The following is a 17775-nucleotide window of genomic DNA, read 5'->3' on the forward strand; positions in this document are numbered from 1 at the left end:
TTGATATATGCGAAAAGCGGGGTTCTAGCTGCCGGGCGGCGATCGTCAAACGGGCAGATGACCGGCGGGAACGGGCGGCTCGCCGAGTGCCTCCCCTAGTCGCCGGATCGCCACAACCTTGGCGTGCAGAGGCTGCCAGTCGTCATGCTCGGCGATCGGCTGCCACAAGGCTTCGAGCTCCTCGATCAGCAGACTCGGCGGTGCCTCCGCCCAGAGTGGATCATCGCTGGCGACCCGCTGGTATCCGGCGAGGGCCGCAGCCAGATCGCCCTCGGCATCCCGACCTTCACGATGGGCGAAGAAGAACGCGTCAGGACCGATCCCGCCGGCCCTCATCTCCCGTTCCGCCGCGGCGATCAGCGCGAAGTCCGCGTCCGTGCCCTGACTGGCCACACCCAGCCGCCAGCAGAAGCGGCGCGCCATGGCCGCGTTGTAATGCCCGGCGAAGCTGTTCAGCGCGGCCATCAACGGCTCGCTGTCCGCCAGCCGACGCAGGGCGATTGCCAGTTGCATCAGGTTCCAGCGGATCGCCTCCGGCTGGCGGCCGAAGGCATACAGGCCCGCATGGTCGAAGTAGGCGGCGGTGAAGCCCGCGTCCCAGCGCGGCAGCCAGCGCCACGGGCCGTAGTCGAAGCTTTCGCCCGTTATGTTCATGTTGTCGGTGTTGAGCACGCCATGGACGAAGCCCGCCACCATGTAGCTGGCGGCGAGATCGGCCAGTCGCTCCGCCACCTGGTGCAGCAGGATGACGGCCGGTTCGTCCCGGCCCGGAGCGTCCGTCGGGGGCGGTGGTCCGGGATAGTGGCGCAGGCAATAATCGACCAGCGCCGCGAGGTGGTCGTCCTCCTCCAGCGCGGCGAGGCGTTGGAAGCTGCCGATGCGGATGTGCCCGTGGCTGAGCCGGACCATCACGGCGGAGCGGGTCGGGCTCGGTTCGTCCCCGCGCCATAGTTCCTCGCCCGTTTCCACCACGCTGAACGTCTTGCTGGTGTTCACGCCGAGCGCCTCCAGCATCTCGGTCGCCAGGATCTCCCGCACGGCGCCCTTCAGCGTCAGCCGGCCATCGGCGGTACGGCTATATGGCGTGGTGCCGCTGCCCTTAGTGCCGAGATCGAGCAGCCGCCCCGCGCCGTCACGCAGCTGCGCATGCAGGAAGCCGCGTCCGTCGCCCAGGTCAGGGTTGTACACCTGGAACTGATGGCCGTGATACCGCAGTGCGAGCGGCGCTGGCAGGTTGCCGGGCAGGGGGGTGAAGCGGGCGAAGTGCCGCACCCATTCCGCCTCCGTCAGCTCACTCAGGCCAACCGCCTTGTCCCAGCGATCGTTGCGGAACCGCAGGACCCTTTGCGGGAAGTCCGCCGCAGCGACCACGTCGCCCAGCCACGGCGCGATGGCGGCAATGGCGGGGTCGGGGCGATAGGGGGCGGGTTGCGGTTCGGCGCGCATCCCCGCAATAGTGGGCACGGGCAGGCGGGCGCGCAACCGCGCGCCTGGATTAGGCAGGCGCGAACCGCGCCCGGGATTACAGGCGGGTCGATGCAGGATACTGGGTTCGAGGTGCTGGAATGGACCAGCGATGACGGGCTGGTCCTGCGCTGCCGCGACTATCCGGGGCGCATGGACCGCCCGCCGATCCTGTGCATCCCCGGCCTGACCCGCAACGCCCGCGATTTCGAGCCGGTGGTGGATGCCTTGGCCGGCGAGTGGCGCGTGCTGTGCGTGGATCTGCGCGGCCGGGGGCAGAGCGACTATGCGCGCGATTCCGCCAGCTACATGCCGATGCGCTATGTCGCGGACATCGCCGCGCTGCTGGAACAGGCGGAATTGGAGCGGGTGGTCGCCATCGGTACCTCGCTGGGCGGGATTGTCACCATGTTGCTGGCGGCCATGCAGCTCGAACGGTTCGCCGGCGCGGTGCTGAACGACATCGGACCGGAAATCGAGGAGACGGGCCTCGCCCGCATCCGCGACTATGTCGGTCAGGGGCGCAGCTTCCCCACCTGGATGCATGCCGCGCGTGCCTTGCGGGAGCAGGCCGGGGAAGCGCATCCCGACCATGCCATCGCGGATTGGCTGCGAATGGCCAAGCGGCTGATGTGCGTGGGCGCGGGCGGGCGCATCGTGTTCGACTATGACATGAAGATCGCCGAGCCCTTCGCCGCGCCGCCCGCCGGGGAGGCGCCGGATCTATGGCCGCTGCTGCGCGCCCTCAGCGGGCGGCCGGTGCTGGTGCTGCGGGGTGAGCTGTCGGACATTCTGTCTGGGGCCACGCTGGACCGCATGGCGCGCGAGGTGCCCGGGCTGGAGGCGGTGACGGTGCCGCGCACCGGGCATGCGCCGACGCTGGAGGAGCCGATCGCCCAGCAGGCGATCAGCCGCCTGCTGGCACGCGTGGCGGAAGCAGGCTGATGGCGGGCATCCTGCACTGGGTCGCGCCGGGCGCGGACGCGATGCCGGAACGCTGCGCGGCGGTGATCGCCGGCATGTCGGGCGAGAGCACGCAGGCGCTGGCAGGTGACGCGCCGCCCACAAGCGGTCGAGGCATCGCCCGTGCCGATCTGCCCCCGCTTGCCGGACGGCGCTGGCCCGCGCGGTTGAAGCGGCTGGCGGCGGCAATGGCCGGCTACGACCTGCTGTGTACCTGGGGCAGCGGCGCGCTTGACGCGGTGTTGGCGCATACCCTGTTCGCCGATGTCTACGGACTGGCGCCGCTGGTCCATCACGAGGGGGAGGGCGGGCAGGGTGGCGCGCTCGCCCGCCGGATCGCGTTCGGGCGCACTGCGGCGATCGTGGTGCCGGATGCCGGTACGGAGCGGCTGGCGCTGGAACGCTGGCAGCAACCGAGAAGCCGGGTGCGGCGCATCGCCGATGGTATCGACCTTGCCCCGTTTGTCCGCGTGGCCAAGCGCGACGCGCTGCCCGGTCTGGTCAAGCGGCGAGACGAGCTGTGGCTGGGCGTGCCGCCCGGCAGCGATTCCGCGCCCCTGATCGTCGCACTGCCGCGGCTGCCTGATGAATGGCAGGTGGTGTTGTGGGGAGATGGGCTGGACCGTGCGGCGCTGCTGGCCACGGCGGAAGCAAACGAGCAGGACCACCGCCTGCTGTTTGCCGGCACTGCGGCTGCGGAGCGCGTGCTGCCGTTGCTGGACCTGTTGGCCGCCACCGTCACGCCCACGTCCGGGCTGCTGTTGCAGGCCATGGCCGCACGTCTGCCGGTCGTCGCGCCGCGGGGCGCTGCGGCGGAAGTGCTCGCCAGTGCGAACGGCCCCTTGCTGGTGGAGGACAAGGCGACCGTTGCCGACCGGGTCGTGACGGTCGCGGGTGACCCCGCCAGCCGGACGATGATCGGCACCGCCAACCGCAAGCTGGTCGAAAGCGAACACGCGCTCGCCACCACCGTGGAGCGGCACCGGGCGCTCTATCGTGGGCTGCTGCGCCGCTGACGAAGCCGTCACTATTCGGTGCAGCTTCAGACAGGGTTCACGCCGGGAATTGAATTGCGAGGCCCATGCGCTAAACAGCGCCGCCTTTCCCTAGCAACAGATCGACAGACCTTGGCCTCTCCTACCGACTACGACACCGCCCGCGCCGAACGGCTGGCCGCACGCCGGCAGGCGGAGGAAAACGTGCTGGTGCGCGAGATCGACGAGGCGGTGCGCAAGGAGGAGTTCGCCAGCAAGGTGCGCCGCTACGCCATCCCGATCGGGCTGGGCGTTCTGGCGCTACTGCTGGCGCTGGGCGGCTGGCTGCTGTGGCGGGACTGGCAGGCCAACGCGGCGGAGAAGCGTTCCGAACAGCTCGTATCGGCGCTGGACGAAATGGAAGGCGGATCGCGTGAGCAGGCGGAGAAGGAACTCGCCGCCATCGCCGAGGACGGCAACGATGCCGCCGCCCTGTCCGCCAGGCTGGCCCAGGCCGGGCTGGCCCTGCGCGGGGAGCGGCGGGACGAGGCGCTGGCGATCTACCGCACGATGAGCGCGGATGACGCTGCGCCCAAGCCGTACCGCGATATCGCCACGATCCGTCTCGCCGCCGCCGAGTTCGAGGATGTGCAGCCGCAGGTCATCATCGACCGGCTGAAGCCGTTGGCAGTGCCGGGCAATCCCTGGTTCGGCAGCGCCGGCGAACTGGTGGCGATGGCCTACCTCAAACAGAACCGCACGGACCTTGCCGGGCCGCTGCTGGTGCAGGTCGCGCGGGACGAGGCGGTGCCGCCATCGCTCCGTTCCCGCACCCGGCAGCTTGCCGGCATGCTCGGCTTCGATGCGGTCGATGATGCCGACCTGCAGCTGGAGGCGCCGGGCGGCGCCGCCCCTGCCACCGCGCAACAGGATTGATCCATGCTTCGTAACACGCGCACCCTGCTGGCCCTGCCGCTGCTGTCGCTGCTTGCCGCCTGCGGTATCTTCGGCGGCGACGATGGGCCGCGTACCCCGACCGTCGGCAACCGCACCCCGATCCTGTCGCGAGTGTCGCAGGTGGTGGAGGCGGACGAGGCGCTCGCCGGGACTCCCGTGGTGCTGCCGGCGCAGGCGCCCACGCCCGACTGGCCGCAGCCCGGCGGGAACGCGGCCAAGTCGCCCGGCCATGCGGCGCTGTCGGCCGCCCCGACACGGGTATGGGATGTGCAGATCGCGGGATCGACCAACCGGCGGCGGCTGGCGGCGAGCCCGGTGGTGGGCGGCGGTTCCCTGTTCGTGGTGGATACCGATGGCGTGGTCCACGCGTTCGACGCCGCCAGCGGAGCGGTACGCTGGACTCACCGGATCGAGGTGCCGCGTAACCTGGCTGGGGTGACCTATGGCGGCGGCGCCAGCTATTTCGATGGCCGCCTGTATGTGACCGATGGCGCGGGCGACGTGATCGCGATGAACGCCACCGACGGGACGGAGATCTGGCGGCAGAAGCCGGCGGGGCCGCTGCGCGGTGCGCCGACCGTGGCCTTCAACGCCGTCTACGTCATGACGCAGGACAACCAGATCCACGCGCTGGCGATGGCCGATGGCAAGCCGATCTGGCGCGATGTCGCGGCCAGTGGCCAATCGGGCGTGTTCGGCGTCGCGGCACCTGCGGCGGGGCAGGGCACGGTGATCGCCGGCTATTCCAGCGGTGAACTGGTCGCCTACCGGTACGAGAACGGGCGTACGCTGTGGTCGGACGCGCTGGCGAGGACATCGTTGTCCACGCAGGTCGGTTCGCTGACCGACGTCGATGCCGATCCGATCATCGATGCCGGCCGCGTATATGCGCTGGGGCAGGGCGGGCGCATGGCGGCTTACGAACTGCTGACCGGGCAGCGCGTGTGGGAGCTGAACCTCGCCGGCATTTCGACGCCGACGATCGCAGGCGACTGGATCTTCACGCTGACAGATGATTCCCGCCTGCTGGCGATTGCCAAGGCGACCGGTCGGGTGAAGTGGATCACGCAGCTGCAGCGCTGGCGCGATGCGGAAGATCGTGAAGGGCCGGTGTTCTGGACCGGCCCTGTCGCGGCCGGGGGCAAGCTATGGATCGCCAGCTCGCGCGGTTCGGTCCAGTCGGTCGATCCCGCCACTGGCGCGGCGACCCCTTTCACCGACCTGGACGAGGCGGTGAACCATGCCCCGACGGTTGCCGGCGGAATGCTCTACATCATGGACGAGAGCGGCCGGATCACGGCGTTCCGCTGATCCCGTGCGTTACGCGGCGCGCAGCAGTGTGCCGCGTGCGCCGATCAGCCGTGCGTAGGTGTCCACCACCGCGGCATTGATCGCATCCCAGCTATAGGCAGCGCTGCGGCGCTCGCCCGCAGCCCCCATGCGGGTGCGCAGGGTGCGATCGGTCACCAGGCGACCGACCGCATCGGCGAAGCCGGGAATGTCGCTCGGCGTGACCAGCAGGCCGGTCTCTCCGGCAGCGATCAGGCTGTTGCTGCCGGTCGCGTCCGCGCCGATCACCGGCACGCCGCAGGCCATCGCCTCCAGCGTGACGTTACCGAAGGTCTCCGTCACCGAAGGGTTCAGCAGCAGGTCCATGGCCGCGACCGCGCGACCAAGACCAGCTCCCTTCTGGAAACCGACGAATACCGTGTCGGGCGGCAGGTGAGATGCCAGCCAGCCATGCGCCGGCCCTTCGCCCACGACCAGCACGCGCGCGGCAAGACCGCGATTGTGCAGTTCGGCGATCGTGCCGGCGAACACGTCCAGCCCTTTCTCCATCACCAGTCGGCCGAGGAAGCCGACGGCGACCTCGCCATCGGTGATCCCGTGCTGCTGCCGCCACGCAAGTTCGCGGGCGTCAGGGTTGAAGATGTCCCGGTCCACCCCGCGCTGCCATAGTCCGATATCGCCGTTCATCGCCTGATCGCGCAGCACCTGCGCCATCCCCTCCGACGGGGCGACCAGGGCATCGCATCGACTGTAGAAGCGGCGCAGCATGGCCTCCACCAGCGGCTCTGCGAAACCCAGGTGGTAGTAGCGGGGATAGGTTTCGAACCGGGTGTGGACGGATGCGAGCACCGGCAGATCACGCCGCCGAGCCCATGACAGCGCCTGCTGGCAGGCGATATCGGGGGAGGCGAGATGGACGATGGTGGGGCCGAACGCCTCCAGATCCTGCCGCAGGGGGGCGGACAGGCCCAGCGGGAAGCGGTACTCGCCACGGCCGGGAAATGCGATCGACGGGACGCTGACGAGATCGCCCTTCGGCTCGAAGGCGGGCTGTTCGACGGTCGGGGCGTAGACGCGCACGGCGGCACCCTGCCGCAGCAGGTAGTCGACCAGCCGGTTCAGCGCCTGGTTGGCGCCGTCACGCACATAATTGTAGTTGCCGCTGAACAGCGCAACGCGAAGGGCACTCATGTCCATGCGCCCGACCCTAGGGGAAGCGGCCGGTTGCGACAATCGCCCGCCCTACAGGGTGCGTAGTGTCTGCGCCGGTCGGGCGCGCAGCACCTGCAGACTGGAGCCAAGCGCGAACAGCAGCACCAGCGCGAGGCCCGCCGCCAGTGTCAGCAGAACGCGCGGCCAGTCCGGCAGCCAGTCGAATTCGAACTGCCACACGATGACGATCCAGGCGAGCGCACTGCCCAGCACCAGCGCCACCAGAGCGAGCAGCGAAGCCAGCAGGCCGAACTCCGCCAGTTGCAGCGCCAGTACCTGCCGCCCGCTGGCACCCAGCACCCGCAGGATCACGCTGTCATAGGTGCGCTGTGCCCGCGCGGCGGCGATCGCGCCCAGCAGTACGGCGATACCCGCCAGCACGGCCACGCCCGCAGCGGCGAGGATGGCGAGCGAGACCTGGCTCAGGATCTCGCGCGCCTGGGTCAGCAGCGGGCCGACCTCGATCACCGAGCTGGTCGGAAAACTGCGCACCATCTGGCGCAGCAGCGGCCCGGTCGCGGCCCCTTCCGGCAGGTCGACGGTCGCGGCGATGTTGTGCGGCGCGTCGGATAGGGTGTTGGGGGAGAACACCAGCACGTAATTGAAACCTAGGCTTTCCCAGTCGATCCGCCGGATGCTGGCAATCCGTGCTTGCCGCTCAACGCCGAGCAGGCCGATGGTCAGCATATCGCCCACCTCCATGCCCGCCGCGTCCGCCAGATCGGCATCGACGGAGACGAGCGGTTCACCCTGGTAGTTCGCGGGCCACCACTTGCCTTCGGTCAGTACGTTGCCTGCGGGCAGGCGGTCGGCATAGGTGAGGCCGCGCTCGCCGGTCAGGGCCCAGGCGCCCTCCGGTATCTGCTCCAGATCGGCAACGCGGGTCTGGTTGCCTTTCGGACCGTAGGCGAGGATCGCGCCGCGCATGGTCGGCACCGTCTCGATCGTGGCGCCCGGCGCGGTGGCGGCGACGGTGCCGCGGAACTGCGCCACCCGGTCGCGCGGAATGTCGAGCACGAAGTAGTCAGGCGCCCGCTCCGGCACGGAGCGGCGGATGTTCGCATCCAGCGAGGTCTGCACCGCCGCCAGCAGGACAAAGGCGGCAAGCCCGAAGCCGAGCGCCGTCACCAGCGACGTGGTGGCCGAGCCCGGACGATAAAGGTTGGCGAGCCCTGCGCGCAGGATCGGATCGCGCGGACGGGGCAGACGTGCGGCGATGCGGCGGATCAGCAGCCCAAGGCCCGCGAGCAATGCCAGAAGCGCTGCCGCGCCGGCCAGGAACATCAGATTCAGCAGCGGCTGCCGGCTGCCCAGCACCGCCAGCGCGACGACGCCGAGTAGACCCAGCCCCACCGGCCGCAGTGCCGCGCGCCACCGGCTGCCACCCAGCGGGTCAATCCGCGCCCGCATCAGCGCCATCGCTGGGAAATCGCGCGCGGCGATCAGGGGCGGGGCGGCGAACACCAACGCGACCAGCATGCCAAATCCTGCCGCGCGCAACAACGCCAGCGGGGCGAGTACCACGCCGGTATCGACCGGCAGCAGGGCGCCCAGCGCGCGGGCCAGAAGCGGCGTCACTAGGACGCCTGCCAGCAGGCCTGCCGCCGCCCCCGCCAGCGCCGCCGCGCCGATCTGCAGGGTATAGATGCGGGCGATGTCGGCGCTGGTCGCACCCAGGATCTTCAGCGTGGCAATGCCAGCCCGGCGCCCCTCCAGATAGGCGGAGACGCCGCCGCCAATGCCGATTCCAGCGATCACCAGAGCGGCGAGGCCGACCAGTGACAGGAACTCGCCCATGCTGCCCACGAACCGTTCCGCGCCCGGCGATGCCCGGTCGCGGGTACGAGTGTCGAGGCCTGCCTCCGGGAAACGGGCCAGCAGCGCCTCCTCCACCTCCTGCGGATTGGCGGGCTGGTCGAAGCGCACGCGTGTCTTGGTCTCGTACAACGCACCGGGAGCGGTGAGGCCGGCAGCGGCCGGCAGGTCGAGCGGGACGATTACCGTCTGACCCAACTGGAAACCTTCGGACAGGCGGTCCGGCTCTTCTGCGATGATGCCGCCCACGCGCACGATGGCGGTGCCGATACGCAGGGTCGCGCCCGGACCGATCCCCAGCCGTTCGGCCGCGCCGGGCGCGATCCACGCCTGTCCCGGTGGCGGCGCGCCGACGCGGTGCCCGCCGTCGAGCAGCAATGCGCCATAGAGCGGCCAGTTCGGCGCGACCGCCTTCAATTCGACCGGGATGGTGGCGTCGCCGCTGCTCGCCATCGCCTGCAGCCGGAGGCCGGGGGAAAGGGTGCCGAAACGTTGGAGAAAAGCGGTCTCATCCCCGTTCAAGGGCCGCTGCCAGACCTCCACCTCCAGATCGCCGCCCAGCAGCGTCTGGCCTTGTGCAGATAGTTGATTGTCGATCGCCGCAGTCAGCGATCCGATCGCGGCCAGCGCGCCGACGCCCAGGAACAGGCAGACGAGCAGCAGACGCAGCCCGCGGAACCGGCGATTGAGGTCGCGCCGGGCAATGCGCCACGCCGCCGCCCAGGGGAGCGCGGCATTGGGGGTCACGCGGCGGTGTCGGCGGCAATGCGCCCGTCCGCCAGCGTCACGATCCGGTCGCAGCGGGCGGCCAGTCCTTCGTCATGCGTGATGATGACCAGTGTCGCGCCTGTCTCCTCCCGCCGGGCGAACAGCAGTTCCACGATCCCGGACCCGGTTGCGGCATCGAGATTGCCGGTCGGCTCGTCCGCGAAGACCAGCGGCGGCCGCGGGGCGAGCGCGCGGGCGATGGCGACGCGCTGCTGCTCCCCGCCCGAAAGCTGCGCGGGGTAATGGCCGAGCCGGTGGCCGAGGCCGACCGCTTGCAGTTCGGCGGCGGCGCGCCCCCATGCGTCAGGCTCCCCCGCCAGTTCCATCGGCGTGGCGACATTCTCCTGCGCAGTCATGGTCGGCAGCAGGTGGAAGGCTTGCAGGACGATGCCGATCCGCCCACGGCGGGCGCGGGCTAGCGCGTCCTCCCCCAGCGTGGCGAAGTTGGCGCCCGCTACTTGCAGGGTGCCACCGGTGGCGCGTTCCAGGCCGGTCAGCACGCTCATCAGGCTGCTCTTGCCCGAGCCTGAGGGGCCGAGCAGTGCCAGCGTCGTGCCGATGGTGACGGAAAGGTCGATACCGCGCAGGATCTCCACTGCCGCATCCCCGCTGCCGAGGGTTAGGCGTAGATCACGGGCATGGAGGGCGAGCGATTGGGATGCGGGACTTGCCACCCGGCTGCGATGGCATAGCTAGGGCGCGCGAACAAGGCGGGAGCGATGCATGAGGCGACAGGCGGCGATGATGGCGATCGGCATGGTGGCGAGTGGCAGCCTGGCGGCATGCGGCAGCGAGCCGGCGCCCCAGCCCACACCAACCGCCAGTGCAACGGCCAGCACCGGCGCGGCGGCGGTCACCGGGCCGGAGCGGCGGATCCTGACCTTCGGTGACAGCCTGTTCGCCGGATACGGCTTGGGGGAGGGTGAGAGCTACCCCGCGCGGCTGGAGGCTGCCCTGCGCGCGAGGGGCATCAATGCGCAGATCACCAATGCCAGTGTTTCCGGCGACACCACGCAGGCGGGCCTCCAGCGGCTGGCGTTCACGCTGAGACAGCAGGACGATTACGACCTCGCCGTGGTGGAACTGGGCGGTAACGACCTGCTGCGGCAATTGCCGCCGCAACAGACCCGCGACAATCTGGATGCGATCCTGCGCGGATTGCAGGAGCGGGACATTCCCGTTCTGCTGATGGGCATGCGTGCCCCGCCCAACCTGGGCGCGGAGTACCAGCGATCCTTCGACGCGATCTACCCCGATCTGGCGCGCGAATATGATGCGGCGCTGGTGCCGTTCTTCCTCGAATCGGTGTACAATCGGCCGCAGCTTATCCAGCCCGATCGGGTCCATCCCACTGCCGAGGGGATCGACACGATGGTTGCCGCCACCGTCGATGCGGTGGCCGCAGCCGTGCCCCCGACGGAGTGAGCCGCCGCCCGGACAAATCGGGCGCTCGGGTGTTGCGCAGGCGCGCCGCACAGTGCAGAGTCGTCAGTGGACACCGGTTACCCGCCAGGATGTGGCGCGTGCCCGATCAGGCCGCGCCTGACCATTTCCCTGCCAAGGAGCAAACCCTATGAAGATCGCCCTCATCGTCGAGAACAGCCAGGCCGCCAAGAGCGAGGTCATCCACCACGCGCTGACGAGCGTCGCCGAGCCGCTGGGCCATGAAGTCCACCACTACGGAATGTACACACCGGAGGACAAGGCCTCGCTCACCTATGTGATGAACGGCCTGCTGACCGGCATCCTGCTGAACTCGGGCGCTGCCGACTTCGTCGTCACCGGCTGCGGCACCGGCATGGGTTCGATGCTGGCGTGCAATTCCATGCCCGGCGTGTTCTGCGGGCTGGTGATCGACCCGACCGACGCCTTCCTGTTCGGCCAGATCAATGACGGCAACGCTATCTCTATGCCGTATGCCAAGGGCTTTGGCTGGGCGGCCGAGCTTAACCTGCAGGACGTCTACCGCAAGCTGTTCGAAGGCGAGCGCGGCCTGGGCTACCCCAAGGAGCGGGCCGAGATCATGGCCAAGAACCGCGGCATCCTGAAGCAGCTGAAGGAAGTCACCTGCAAGGACATGCTGACCGTGCTGCAGAACGTGGACCAGGACCTGCTGAAGGCCGCGGTCGCCGGCGAGAAGTTCCAGCAGCACTTCTTCGCCAATGCCACCGACCAGGGCATCGTCGATTACATCAAGGGCCTGGTGGGCGCGCCCGCGCTGGCCGACGCCTGATTGCTTGCGGAGGGGCGGCTGCCGGTCGGCGGTTGCCCTCCCGTCACAGCGGGGTGGCCGCGCCGGCAGTGACCTGCCAGCCGGCCGCATCGCTCATGATACCGGCGAACGGCGACGCCTCTGTCCCGGTAAGCCAGACCTGACCTGCAAAGTCGCGCAGCAGATCGAATAGCGCATCGCGCCGCATCGGATCGAGATGCGCCGCCACCTCGTCCAGCAGCAGGACACCCGGCCGGTCACCGGCGCTCCCTCCGCTCAGCAGCCCCGCATGGGCCAGCGTCAGCGCGATCAGCATCGCCTTCTGCTCGCCAGTGGAACTGAGCGCCGCCGGCATGGCCTTGGCCGAATGGGTCACCTGCAAATCGTCGCGTTGCGGCCCCACCAGAGTGCGCTGCGCCGCCCGATCCCGGGCCCGGCCACGCGCCAGTTCGGCCACCAGTGCCTCCGCCGTCAACGGTCCGCCGGGCCGGTAGGCGAGGGTGGGCCGGGCGAACGGCGCGTTGGGCATGGTGGCCAAGGCGGCAGCTAGCCGTTCAACCAGCATGGCGCGTGCATTGGCGAGCGCAGCGCCCGTTTCCGCCAATTGTGCCTCCACCGCGTCCAGCCAGCGCGCTTCCGGCATGGCTTCTGCCGAAAGCAGGCGATTGCGTTCACGCAGCGCCCGCTCATGCCGGGCGGCCAGCGTGGCGTGGCCGGGCTGCAGCGCCAAGGCCAGCCGGTCCATGTAGCGGCGCCGGGCACCGGCGCTATCGGCAAACAGCCGATCCATGGCCGGCGTCAGCCAGGCGATCGCAAGCCATTCCCCCAACTGGGCCGCGCTGGCGGTGGCGCCGTTCACCTGCACCAGCCGCCTGCCGGGCTGGTCCGGACTGGTGCCGGTGCCGAGCTGCACGGGATCGGCATCGGCCTGCGCCAATCGCGCGCTGATTGCGAAGCCGCCGCCGGTGCCCTCTGCCGCCATCTCCGGCAAGGCGGCGCGGCGCAGGCCACGTCCGGGAGCCAGCAGGCTGACCGCCTCCAGCACGTTGGTCTTCCCTGCGCCATTCTCCCCCACCAGCAGGTTCAGACGGCGAGCGCCCACAAGCATCGTGTCGCGGTGATTGCGAAATGATCGGAGGGCGACACGGTCCAGCATGGTGGTGGCAACGCGCTAAAGCCCGATCGCGGCCAGTAACAGCCGTAATCATGCATCCTAATTGTTGGTGAAAATTCCCGAGGCTGCGCAACGCGCACTAGCGTGTCTGGAACGCCTTTTTGCCAAACTGTTGTTAATGTTGCAGAAAGGCAGTTTGGCACGCACCGTGCAAAGTCCCTGGCATGGCACGGACGAACCGGCGCCAAGCAACAAGGACCAGACAAATGACGCAGACCACCACCATCGCCCAGCAGACCGTCGCCGCGCTGAGTGCCTTCGCCATGACCGCGACAATGCTGTTCGCCAGTTTCGCCCCGCCGGCCCAGACTGCTGAGCAGACCGTCGCCATCGCCGAAACGCTGGCCTGATTTGAAACAGGCTACGAAGCCAGAAGGATAACGACACCATGTACCAGATGTCCGATTTTGCCCGGCAGTCGCTTGCCGCCGCCGGTGCGCTGGCGATCACCGCCACGCTGCTGGTGACGAGTTTCGCCCCGCCGGTACCGGCTGCGACCGACAGCACGATCGTCGCCGAGGTGACGGCATGAGCGGCCTTGATCCCCGTCCGGTTAACACTGGCCTGCGGCTCGACAAGGCCAACGGTAAGCTGATGGGCGTATGCGCCGGGCTTGCCAACCGGTTCGAGGTCGACGCGATCTGGATGCGCCTGCTGTTTGTCACCGGCACGCTGGTCGGCTTCGGCAGCTTCATCCTGATCTACCTGCTGATCGCGCTGCTCGCCAAATGAGCGGCGCGGTTCAGCCGGCGCGCGCGAAGGGCGAAAAGTCGGTGCCCCGATCGAACACCTCCGCCCCTTCGCGCCGCTTCAGGAAGCCGACCACGGCGTAAGTGACCGGCGTCAGCAACGCCTCCCACGTGGATTTGATCAGCCATTGCGACACCACGACCTGCGCCAATTGTTCGGGTGGCCATCCGGCCAGGCCCCAGAAGGCCAGCGGGTAGAAGATCAGGCTGTCGACACCCTGACCCACCAGGGTCGAGCCGATGGTGCGCAGCCATAGCAACCGGCCGCCAGTCGCAAGCTTGAGCTTGGCCAGCACGATGCTGTTGACGAATTCGCCGCACCAAAAGGCCAGGACCGATGCGCCGACGATCCGCCAGGTGCTGCCGAATACGAATTCGTAGGCCGCCTGTCCGGGCCACCCGGGCGCCGGCGGCAGCGCGACGACCACAGCCGCCATCACGGCCATGAACACCAGCGCCGCCGTACCCGTCCAGATGACCCGCCGCGCACGCGCGAAGCCATAGACCTCTGTTAACACGTCGCCGATGATGTAGCTGACCGGGAAGAACAGCACGCCCGCCCCGAACGACCACATCGTGCCGTTAGGCAGCATGACGTAGCTCGGCTTGGCCGCACCGATGATGTTGGACAGCAGCAGGATGCCGACAAAGCCGGCCATTACCAGGTCGTAGTACCGGAACGCGGCGCGCGCACCCGCCTGCCCGTCCAGCCGCTGCATGTCCCCCTGCATGGATGCGGGGCATAGCCGCTGTTTGCGGGCAGCGCAAAGCGCGGCTAAGGGACCGGTAGCGCGCGCCCGTAGTTCAACTGGATAGAGCACGAGCCTTCTAAGCTTGGAGTTGCAGGTTCGAGTCCTGCCGGGCGCGCCAGCTTCGCCGCATTCACCGCGTCGCCCCCGCCTTGGCGGCATAATAGGCGGTCAGGACGTCGAACGCTTGCTTGCGGACCCCCGTCTCGGACAGCAGCCCCTTGCGGTTCCAGCCATTCTGAAAGACTGGATGTTCCCGCCGCGGCGACCTGAAGTCCTTCAGCACCCAGGGCGACATGCCGCGCAGGGTGGGAATGTTGTCCGCCATCGCCAACGTGTTGCGGTAATAGGCCGCCTGGAACTCTTCGGAGAACTTCCGCAACGCGGGATCGTGGAACCCGGCCAGCGCGTCGGCGCCGAATTCTGACAGAATCACCGGGCGATCCGCTGGCAGACGCCATTTCAGGGTCGGAATAGCGTCCAGCGGATCATCCCCGTACCAGCCGGCGTAGGTGTTGATGGCAAGAACATCGAGCTTGTCCGCCAGCGGATCGTTGATCGCCGTCACGCTCTCGCCATTCTCGTCCCGCCGTTCCACGAGCAGGGCCGCGCTGATCAGGCGGGTCGGGTCAAGTGCGCGCGCATTGTCGGCAAGGGCGCTGTGAAACGCGGTACGCGGTGCTGACACCGGCGTCTCGTTGCCGATGCTCCACAACACGACCGAGGCGCGGTTGCGATCGCGCAGGATCGCCTCTGTCTGCATGGCGAGACCCTTGCGCAGCACATCCGGGTTCTCCCAATCCACCGTCCAATAGACCGGGATCTCGCTCCATACGAGCAGGCCCAGTTCGTCCGCGAGCTTCACCGTCGTTTCGGAATGGGGATAGTGCGACAGGCGCACGTAATTGCCACCGAGCCCGTGCTTGATCTCGGTCAGCAGGGCGCGGGCGGCCTGCGGTGTCATGTTGCGCGCCGGGTTGGGGCCGAACTCCTCCTCATGCATCGACATCCCGCGCAGGAAGATCGGTTCGCCATTCAGCAGGATATCGTCCCCGCGCACCGCGATCGTCCGGAAGCCGACACGATCGTGGATCTCGTCACCCTCAGTGGCGAACCGCACATCGTACAGTGTGGGCGTCTCGGGCGACCACAGGGACAGGGCGCGCGGACGGCGGAAGGCGAAGGTCGCGCGGCCGCCCGCGTCGGTGGTGGCCGTGTAGGTGCCCAATGCGCCGATCGCCACGCTCACGCGCTGACCGGCGGCGTCCGGTCCCTTCAGCAGCACCTCGCCTGTGATGCGGCCATCCGCGCCCAGCGACAATGTGGCATCGTCGATGAACGTCTCCGGTGTATGGATCAGCGTGACGGGCCGGGTGATGCCGCCATACAGGTCCCAGTCGGTGATCGGCGTGGGGATGGTCTGCGCGTCGAGTGCCGAATCAACGCCCACGACCAGCCGGTTCTCGCCAGCACGCAACACATCGGTGACCTCGATGACGAAGGGCGTGAAGCCGCCCTCGTGCCGACCGATCTCCTGTCCGTTCAGGTAGACATGCGCGCGGTAATTGACCGCTTCGAACCGCAGGAACGATCGCCCGTCCTGCCGCGTGGATGGTGTGAACTTGCGCTGGAACCAGATCAGCCCGTCATAATAGCGCAGTTCCGGCTCGGCCGCGTTCCATGCGCCCGGGATCGTCATCAGCGGGCCGCGATCCAGGTCGAATTCGTAGAAACCGGTTCCGCCCTTCGCTTCTTCCGCCTCTACGTCGATGTCACGGAATCGCTGCATCCGCGACTTGGCGACCCAGCCGTTGATGTCGGTCAGGCCGGTCCGGTACAAATCCTTGCCGTAGGTCCATTGGCCCGTAAGCGCCTGTGAATCACGGCTGGCCGCGCCGGTCAGCAGGAAATCGGGCCGCAAATCCTGCGCAGCCACGGGCCTGCATAGCGCCGCACAGGCCAGCAGGATCACCCATACGAAACGAAGCCCAATCACGGCCACCCTCCTGCATCAATTACGCACTGTCGCGGTTGGTCTGGCCAAATTTGACCGATTGTTCAACCATGCAGGAAGCCTGATTGGCAAATCAGGTGGAGGTAACTGCCGCGCCGTTGATCGTCACATTCTCGAACCGCAGGTTACTGACATTGGATGTGGCCAGCTCGGCGTCATCCAAGCGAAGGTTGATGTCGCTGAAAGTGATGTCGCTGATCGCCGTCTGGCCGGGGTTCGGGCGGATCGATCCCAGCGCGCCGAAGCGGCCGGCAATGCGCGAAAAGGTGATGTTGCGCACGGCCGATTGCGGTGGCTCCTGACCCTTGAGGTCGAAGTATTGGGTCCAGGGAATGATCTCGACGACCGATCCTGCCTCGTTGTCGAGCTCGATGCCGCAGAAATGGATGTCTTCGTACAATTGCGGGGTGTCCGGCCTGATCTTCAGACGGGCGAGGACCATGTCGCCGGTGACCCGGCTGTTCTCGATCACGACGTCGCGTACGATCGTCGCCTCGCTGCCGCAGGCGAGGGCGTGGTGGCCACGGCGGAAATGACAATCGCGGACCCGGATCCGCTCGACCGGCGGGCTCGCCGCGTCCTCCATTGCCAGCGGACCCTTGGACCCCTTGGCCGCGATGCAATCGTCGGTGACGGAGAACGTGCAGCCTTCGATCGTCACGTCCTGGCAGCTGTCGAGGTCGATGCCGTCGGAACTGGGCGCCTGTGCATAATCGTCCGGCACCTCGAACCGGGTCCGCCGCACCGTCACGTCGCGACATTTATAGAGATGCAGGTTCCAGAACTGCGAGTCCTTGAACGTCACCCCCTCGACCGACACCCCGGCCGAGTTTTCGATCAACGCCAGCCGGGCGCGCGGGACACCCAGATTCGGGAATTCACTTGGGACCGGGGCCGCGTTCCGCAGCTGCCAGAACCGCTCCCAGATGGGCAGGCCGGCCCCATCCAGCGTGCCATCGCCGCTGATGCGAAAGCCGTCACAGCCATCGGCGTTGATCAGCGCGGGGGTGAAGCTTTCTTCGAAATGCCCCTCGATCCGGGTTCTCCGCGGCGGAAAGTTGGCCATGTCAGTCGAGCATTGCAGCACGCCGTCACGCTCCAGCAGCAGGTGAACCCCGGGTTTGAAGAACAGTGCGCCGCTGACGAACACCCCCGCGGGCACGACAACGGTGCCGCCGCCCTGTTCGGCCAACCGGTCGATCAGCGTCTGGATGGCGACTGTATTAAGCGTTGTGCCATCACCCGTCGCGCCCTCGTCCGCGATCGAGCGGCGTTGCCTTGGATCATCCTGTGCCATGGCCACCGTGTGGCTCAGGAACGGCGCAGCCGCAAATACGGCGGCGAAGCGGCGGCGGGTGATCTTGGGAAACATGGCATCGGTGCTCCAGGTCGGGACGCGTAAGTCCGACCCTTCGCCGCCGAACGCAAGTGCTC

The 17775-nt window shown here is 68.2% G+C and carries 17 protein-coding genes and 1 tRNA gene; 10 read left to right on the forward strand and 8 right to left on the reverse strand.

What is annotated here, in order from left to right:
* Positions 1–45 precede the first annotated feature (45 nt).
* Positions 46–1446: a protein adenylyltransferase SelO family protein gene (locus tag V5740_RS01800; protein WP_347303383.1), complete on the reverse strand. Its 1401-nt coding sequence runs from the start codon at positions 1444–1446 to the stop codon at positions 46–48.
* A gap of 90 nt (positions 1447–1536) precedes the next feature.
* Here V5740_RS01800 and V5740_RS01805 point away from each other — a divergent pair, with 90 nt between their 5' ends.
* From V5740_RS01805 to V5740_RS01820, 4 genes are all read left to right on the forward strand, one after another.
* Positions 1537–2409 (forward strand): alpha/beta hydrolase, encoded by an 873-nt coding sequence (locus V5740_RS01805; RefSeq protein ID WP_347303384.1) that lies wholly within the window; start codon positions 1537–1539, stop codon positions 2407–2409.
* Positions 2409–3443 (forward strand): glycosyltransferase, encoded by a 1035-nt coding sequence (locus V5740_RS01810; protein WP_347303385.1) that lies wholly within the window; start codon positions 2409–2411, stop codon positions 3441–3443. The genes V5740_RS01805 and V5740_RS01810 overlap by 1 nt, the downstream gene beginning before the upstream one ends.
* A 111-nt stretch (positions 3444–3554) precedes the next feature.
* Positions 3555–4337, forward strand: coding sequence for a tetratricopeptide repeat protein (locus tag V5740_RS01815; protein ID WP_347303386.1), 783 nt, complete (start codon positions 3555–3557; stop codon positions 4335–4337).
* Between the two features lie 3 nt (positions 4338–4340).
* The gene (locus tag V5740_RS01820; protein WP_347303387.1) at positions 4341–5669 is read left to right on the forward strand and encodes a PQQ-binding-like beta-propeller repeat protein; all 1329 of its coding nucleotides are present in this window, start codon (positions 4341–4343) and stop codon (positions 5667–5669) included.
* A 9-nt stretch (positions 5670–5678) separates the two neighbouring features.
* On the opposite strand, the gene V5740_RS01825 is transcribed toward V5740_RS01820, so the two are convergent.
* Genes V5740_RS01825 through V5740_RS01835 form a run of 3 tightly spaced genes read right to left on the reverse strand, consistent with a single transcriptional unit; the run spans position 5679 to position 10117 of the window.
* The gene (locus V5740_RS01825) at positions 5679–6845 is read right to left on the reverse strand and encodes a glycosyltransferase family 1 protein (protein ID WP_347303388.1); all 1167 of its coding nucleotides are present in this window, start codon (positions 6843–6845) and stop codon (positions 5679–5681) included.
* Positions 6846–6890: 45 nt separating this feature from the next.
* Positions 6891–9422, reverse strand: a complete 2532-nt coding sequence (locus V5740_RS01830; RefSeq protein WP_347303389.1) for an FtsX-like permease family protein — start codon at positions 9420–9422, stop codon at positions 6891–6893.
* Positions 9419–10117, reverse strand: coding sequence for an ABC transporter ATP-binding protein (locus V5740_RS01835; RefSeq protein WP_347303390.1), 699 nt, complete (start codon positions 10115–10117; stop codon positions 9419–9421). The genes V5740_RS01830 and V5740_RS01835 overlap by 4 nt, the downstream gene beginning before the upstream one ends.
* 49 nt (positions 10118–10166) lie before the next feature.
* On the opposite strand from V5740_RS01835, the gene V5740_RS01840 reads away from it, so the two are divergent.
* The gene (locus V5740_RS01840) at positions 10167–10868 is read left to right on the forward strand and encodes an arylesterase (RefSeq protein ID WP_347303391.1); all 702 of its coding nucleotides are present in this window, start codon (positions 10167–10169) and stop codon (positions 10866–10868) included.
* A gap of 148 nt (positions 10869–11016) precedes the next feature.
* Complete coding sequence (locus V5740_RS01845) at positions 11017–11676, forward strand: RpiB/LacA/LacB family sugar-phosphate isomerase (RefSeq protein ID WP_347303392.1); 660 nt, start codon at positions 11017–11019, stop codon at positions 11674–11676.
* A gap of 43 nt (positions 11677–11719) precedes the next feature.
* Here the strand turns inward: V5740_RS01845 and recF are convergent, their stop codons facing one another.
* A complete protein-coding gene (gene recF, locus V5740_RS01850) occupies positions 11720–12811 on the reverse strand; it encodes a DNA replication/repair protein RecF (RefSeq protein ID WP_347303393.1) in 1092 nt (363 codons plus the stop codon).
* Between the two features lie 224 nt (positions 12812–13035).
* On the opposite strand from recF, the gene V5740_RS01855 reads away from it, so the two are divergent.
* Genes V5740_RS01855 through V5740_RS01865 form a run of 3 tightly spaced genes read left to right on the forward strand, consistent with a single transcriptional unit; the run spans position 13036 to position 13561 of the window.
* On the forward strand, positions 13036–13179 hold the full coding sequence (locus V5740_RS01855; protein WP_347303394.1) for a hypothetical protein: 144 nt from the start codon (positions 13036–13038) through the stop codon (positions 13177–13179).
* A gap of 38 nt (positions 13180–13217) precedes the next feature.
* Positions 13218–13361 carry a hypothetical protein gene (locus tag V5740_RS01860; RefSeq protein WP_347303395.1) on the forward strand — a complete coding sequence of 48 codons (144 nt, stop codon included), beginning with the start codon at positions 13218–13220 and terminating at the stop codon, positions 13359–13361.
* Positions 13358–13561 (forward strand): PspC domain-containing protein, encoded by a 204-nt coding sequence (locus V5740_RS01865; RefSeq protein ID WP_347303396.1) that lies wholly within the window; start codon positions 13358–13360, stop codon positions 13559–13561. Before V5740_RS01860 ends, V5740_RS01865 begins: the two co-directional genes overlap by 4 nt.
* 10 nt (positions 13562–13571) lie before the next feature.
* On the opposite strand, the gene V5740_RS01870 is transcribed toward V5740_RS01865, so the two are convergent.
* Positions 13572–14309, reverse strand: a complete 738-nt coding sequence (locus V5740_RS01870) for a queuosine precursor transporter (RefSeq protein ID WP_347303397.1) — start codon at positions 14307–14309, stop codon at positions 13572–13574.
* 62 nt (positions 14310–14371) lie between these two features.
* On the opposite strand from V5740_RS01870, the gene V5740_RS01875 reads away from it, so the two are divergent.
* Positions 14372–14448 (forward strand) — tRNA-Arg (locus V5740_RS01875).
* Positions 14449–14460: 12 nt separating this feature from the next.
* Here the strand turns inward: V5740_RS01875 and V5740_RS01880 are convergent.
* Together V5740_RS01880 and V5740_RS01885 are read right to left on the reverse strand one after the other, a co-directional pair.
* A complete protein-coding gene (locus tag V5740_RS01880; protein WP_347303398.1) occupies positions 14461–16323 on the reverse strand; it encodes a glycoside hydrolase family 2 TIM barrel-domain containing protein in 1863 nt (620 codons plus the stop codon).
* A gap of 91 nt (positions 16324–16414) precedes the next feature.
* Positions 16415–17713, reverse strand: a complete 1299-nt coding sequence (locus tag V5740_RS01885) for a glycosyl hydrolase family 28 protein (protein ID WP_347303399.1) — start codon at positions 17711–17713, stop codon at positions 16415–16417.
* Between the last annotated feature and the right edge of the window lie 62 nt (positions 17714–17775).

Source organism: Croceibacterium sp. TMG7-5b_MA50, from assembly GCF_039830145.1.
Classification (GTDB): Bacteria; Pseudomonadota; Alphaproteobacteria; order Sphingomonadales; family Sphingomonadaceae; genus Croceibacterium.

What these genes read in the sequence shown, in the direction of transcription:
- V5740_RS01800 (WP_347303383.1), bottom strand. Translation starts at nt 1,446, where the DNA reads ATGCGCGCCGAACCGCAACCCGCCCCCTATCGCCCCGACCCCGCCATT.
- V5740_RS01805 (WP_347303384.1), top strand. Translation starts at nt 1,537, where the DNA reads ATGCAGGATACTGGGTTCGAGGTGCTGGAATGGACCAGCGATGACGGG.
- V5740_RS01810 (WP_347303385.1), top strand. Translation starts at nt 2,409, where the DNA reads ATGGCGGGCATCCTGCACTGGGTCGCGCCGGGCGCGGACGCGATGCCG.
- V5740_RS01820 (WP_347303387.1), top strand. Translation starts at nt 4,341, where the DNA reads ATGCTTCGTAACACGCGCACCCTGCTGGCCCTGCCGCTGCTGTCGCTG.
- V5740_RS01825 (WP_347303388.1), bottom strand. Translation starts at nt 6,845, where the DNA reads ATGGACATGAGTGCCCTTCGCGTTGCGCTGTTCAGCGGCAACTACAAT.
- V5740_RS01840 (WP_347303391.1), top strand. Translation starts at nt 10,167, where the DNA reads ATGAGGCGACAGGCGGCGATGATGGCGATCGGCATGGTGGCGAGTGGC.
- V5740_RS01845 (WP_347303392.1), top strand. Translation starts at nt 11,017, where the DNA reads ATGAAGATCGCCCTCATCGTCGAGAACAGCCAGGCCGCCAAGAGCGAG.
- recF (WP_347303393.1), bottom strand. Translation starts at nt 12,811, where the DNA reads ATGCTGGACCGTGTCGCCCTCCGATCATTTCGCAATCACCGCGACACG.
- V5740_RS01855 (WP_347303394.1), top strand. Translation starts at nt 13,036, where the DNA reads ATGACGCAGACCACCACCATCGCCCAGCAGACCGTCGCCGCGCTGAGT.
- V5740_RS01860 (WP_347303395.1), top strand. Translation starts at nt 13,218, where the DNA reads ATGTACCAGATGTCCGATTTTGCCCGGCAGTCGCTTGCCGCCGCCGGT.
- V5740_RS01865 (WP_347303396.1), top strand. Translation starts at nt 13,358, where the DNA reads ATGAGCGGCCTTGATCCCCGTCCGGTTAACACTGGCCTGCGGCTCGAC.
- V5740_RS01870 (WP_347303397.1), bottom strand. Translation starts at nt 14,309, where the DNA reads ATGCAGGGGGACATGCAGCGGCTGGACGGGCAGGCGGGTGCGCGCGCC.
- V5740_RS01885 (WP_347303399.1), bottom strand. Translation starts at nt 17,713, where the DNA reads ATGTTTCCCAAGATCACCCGCCGCCGCTTCGCCGCCGTATTTGCGGCT.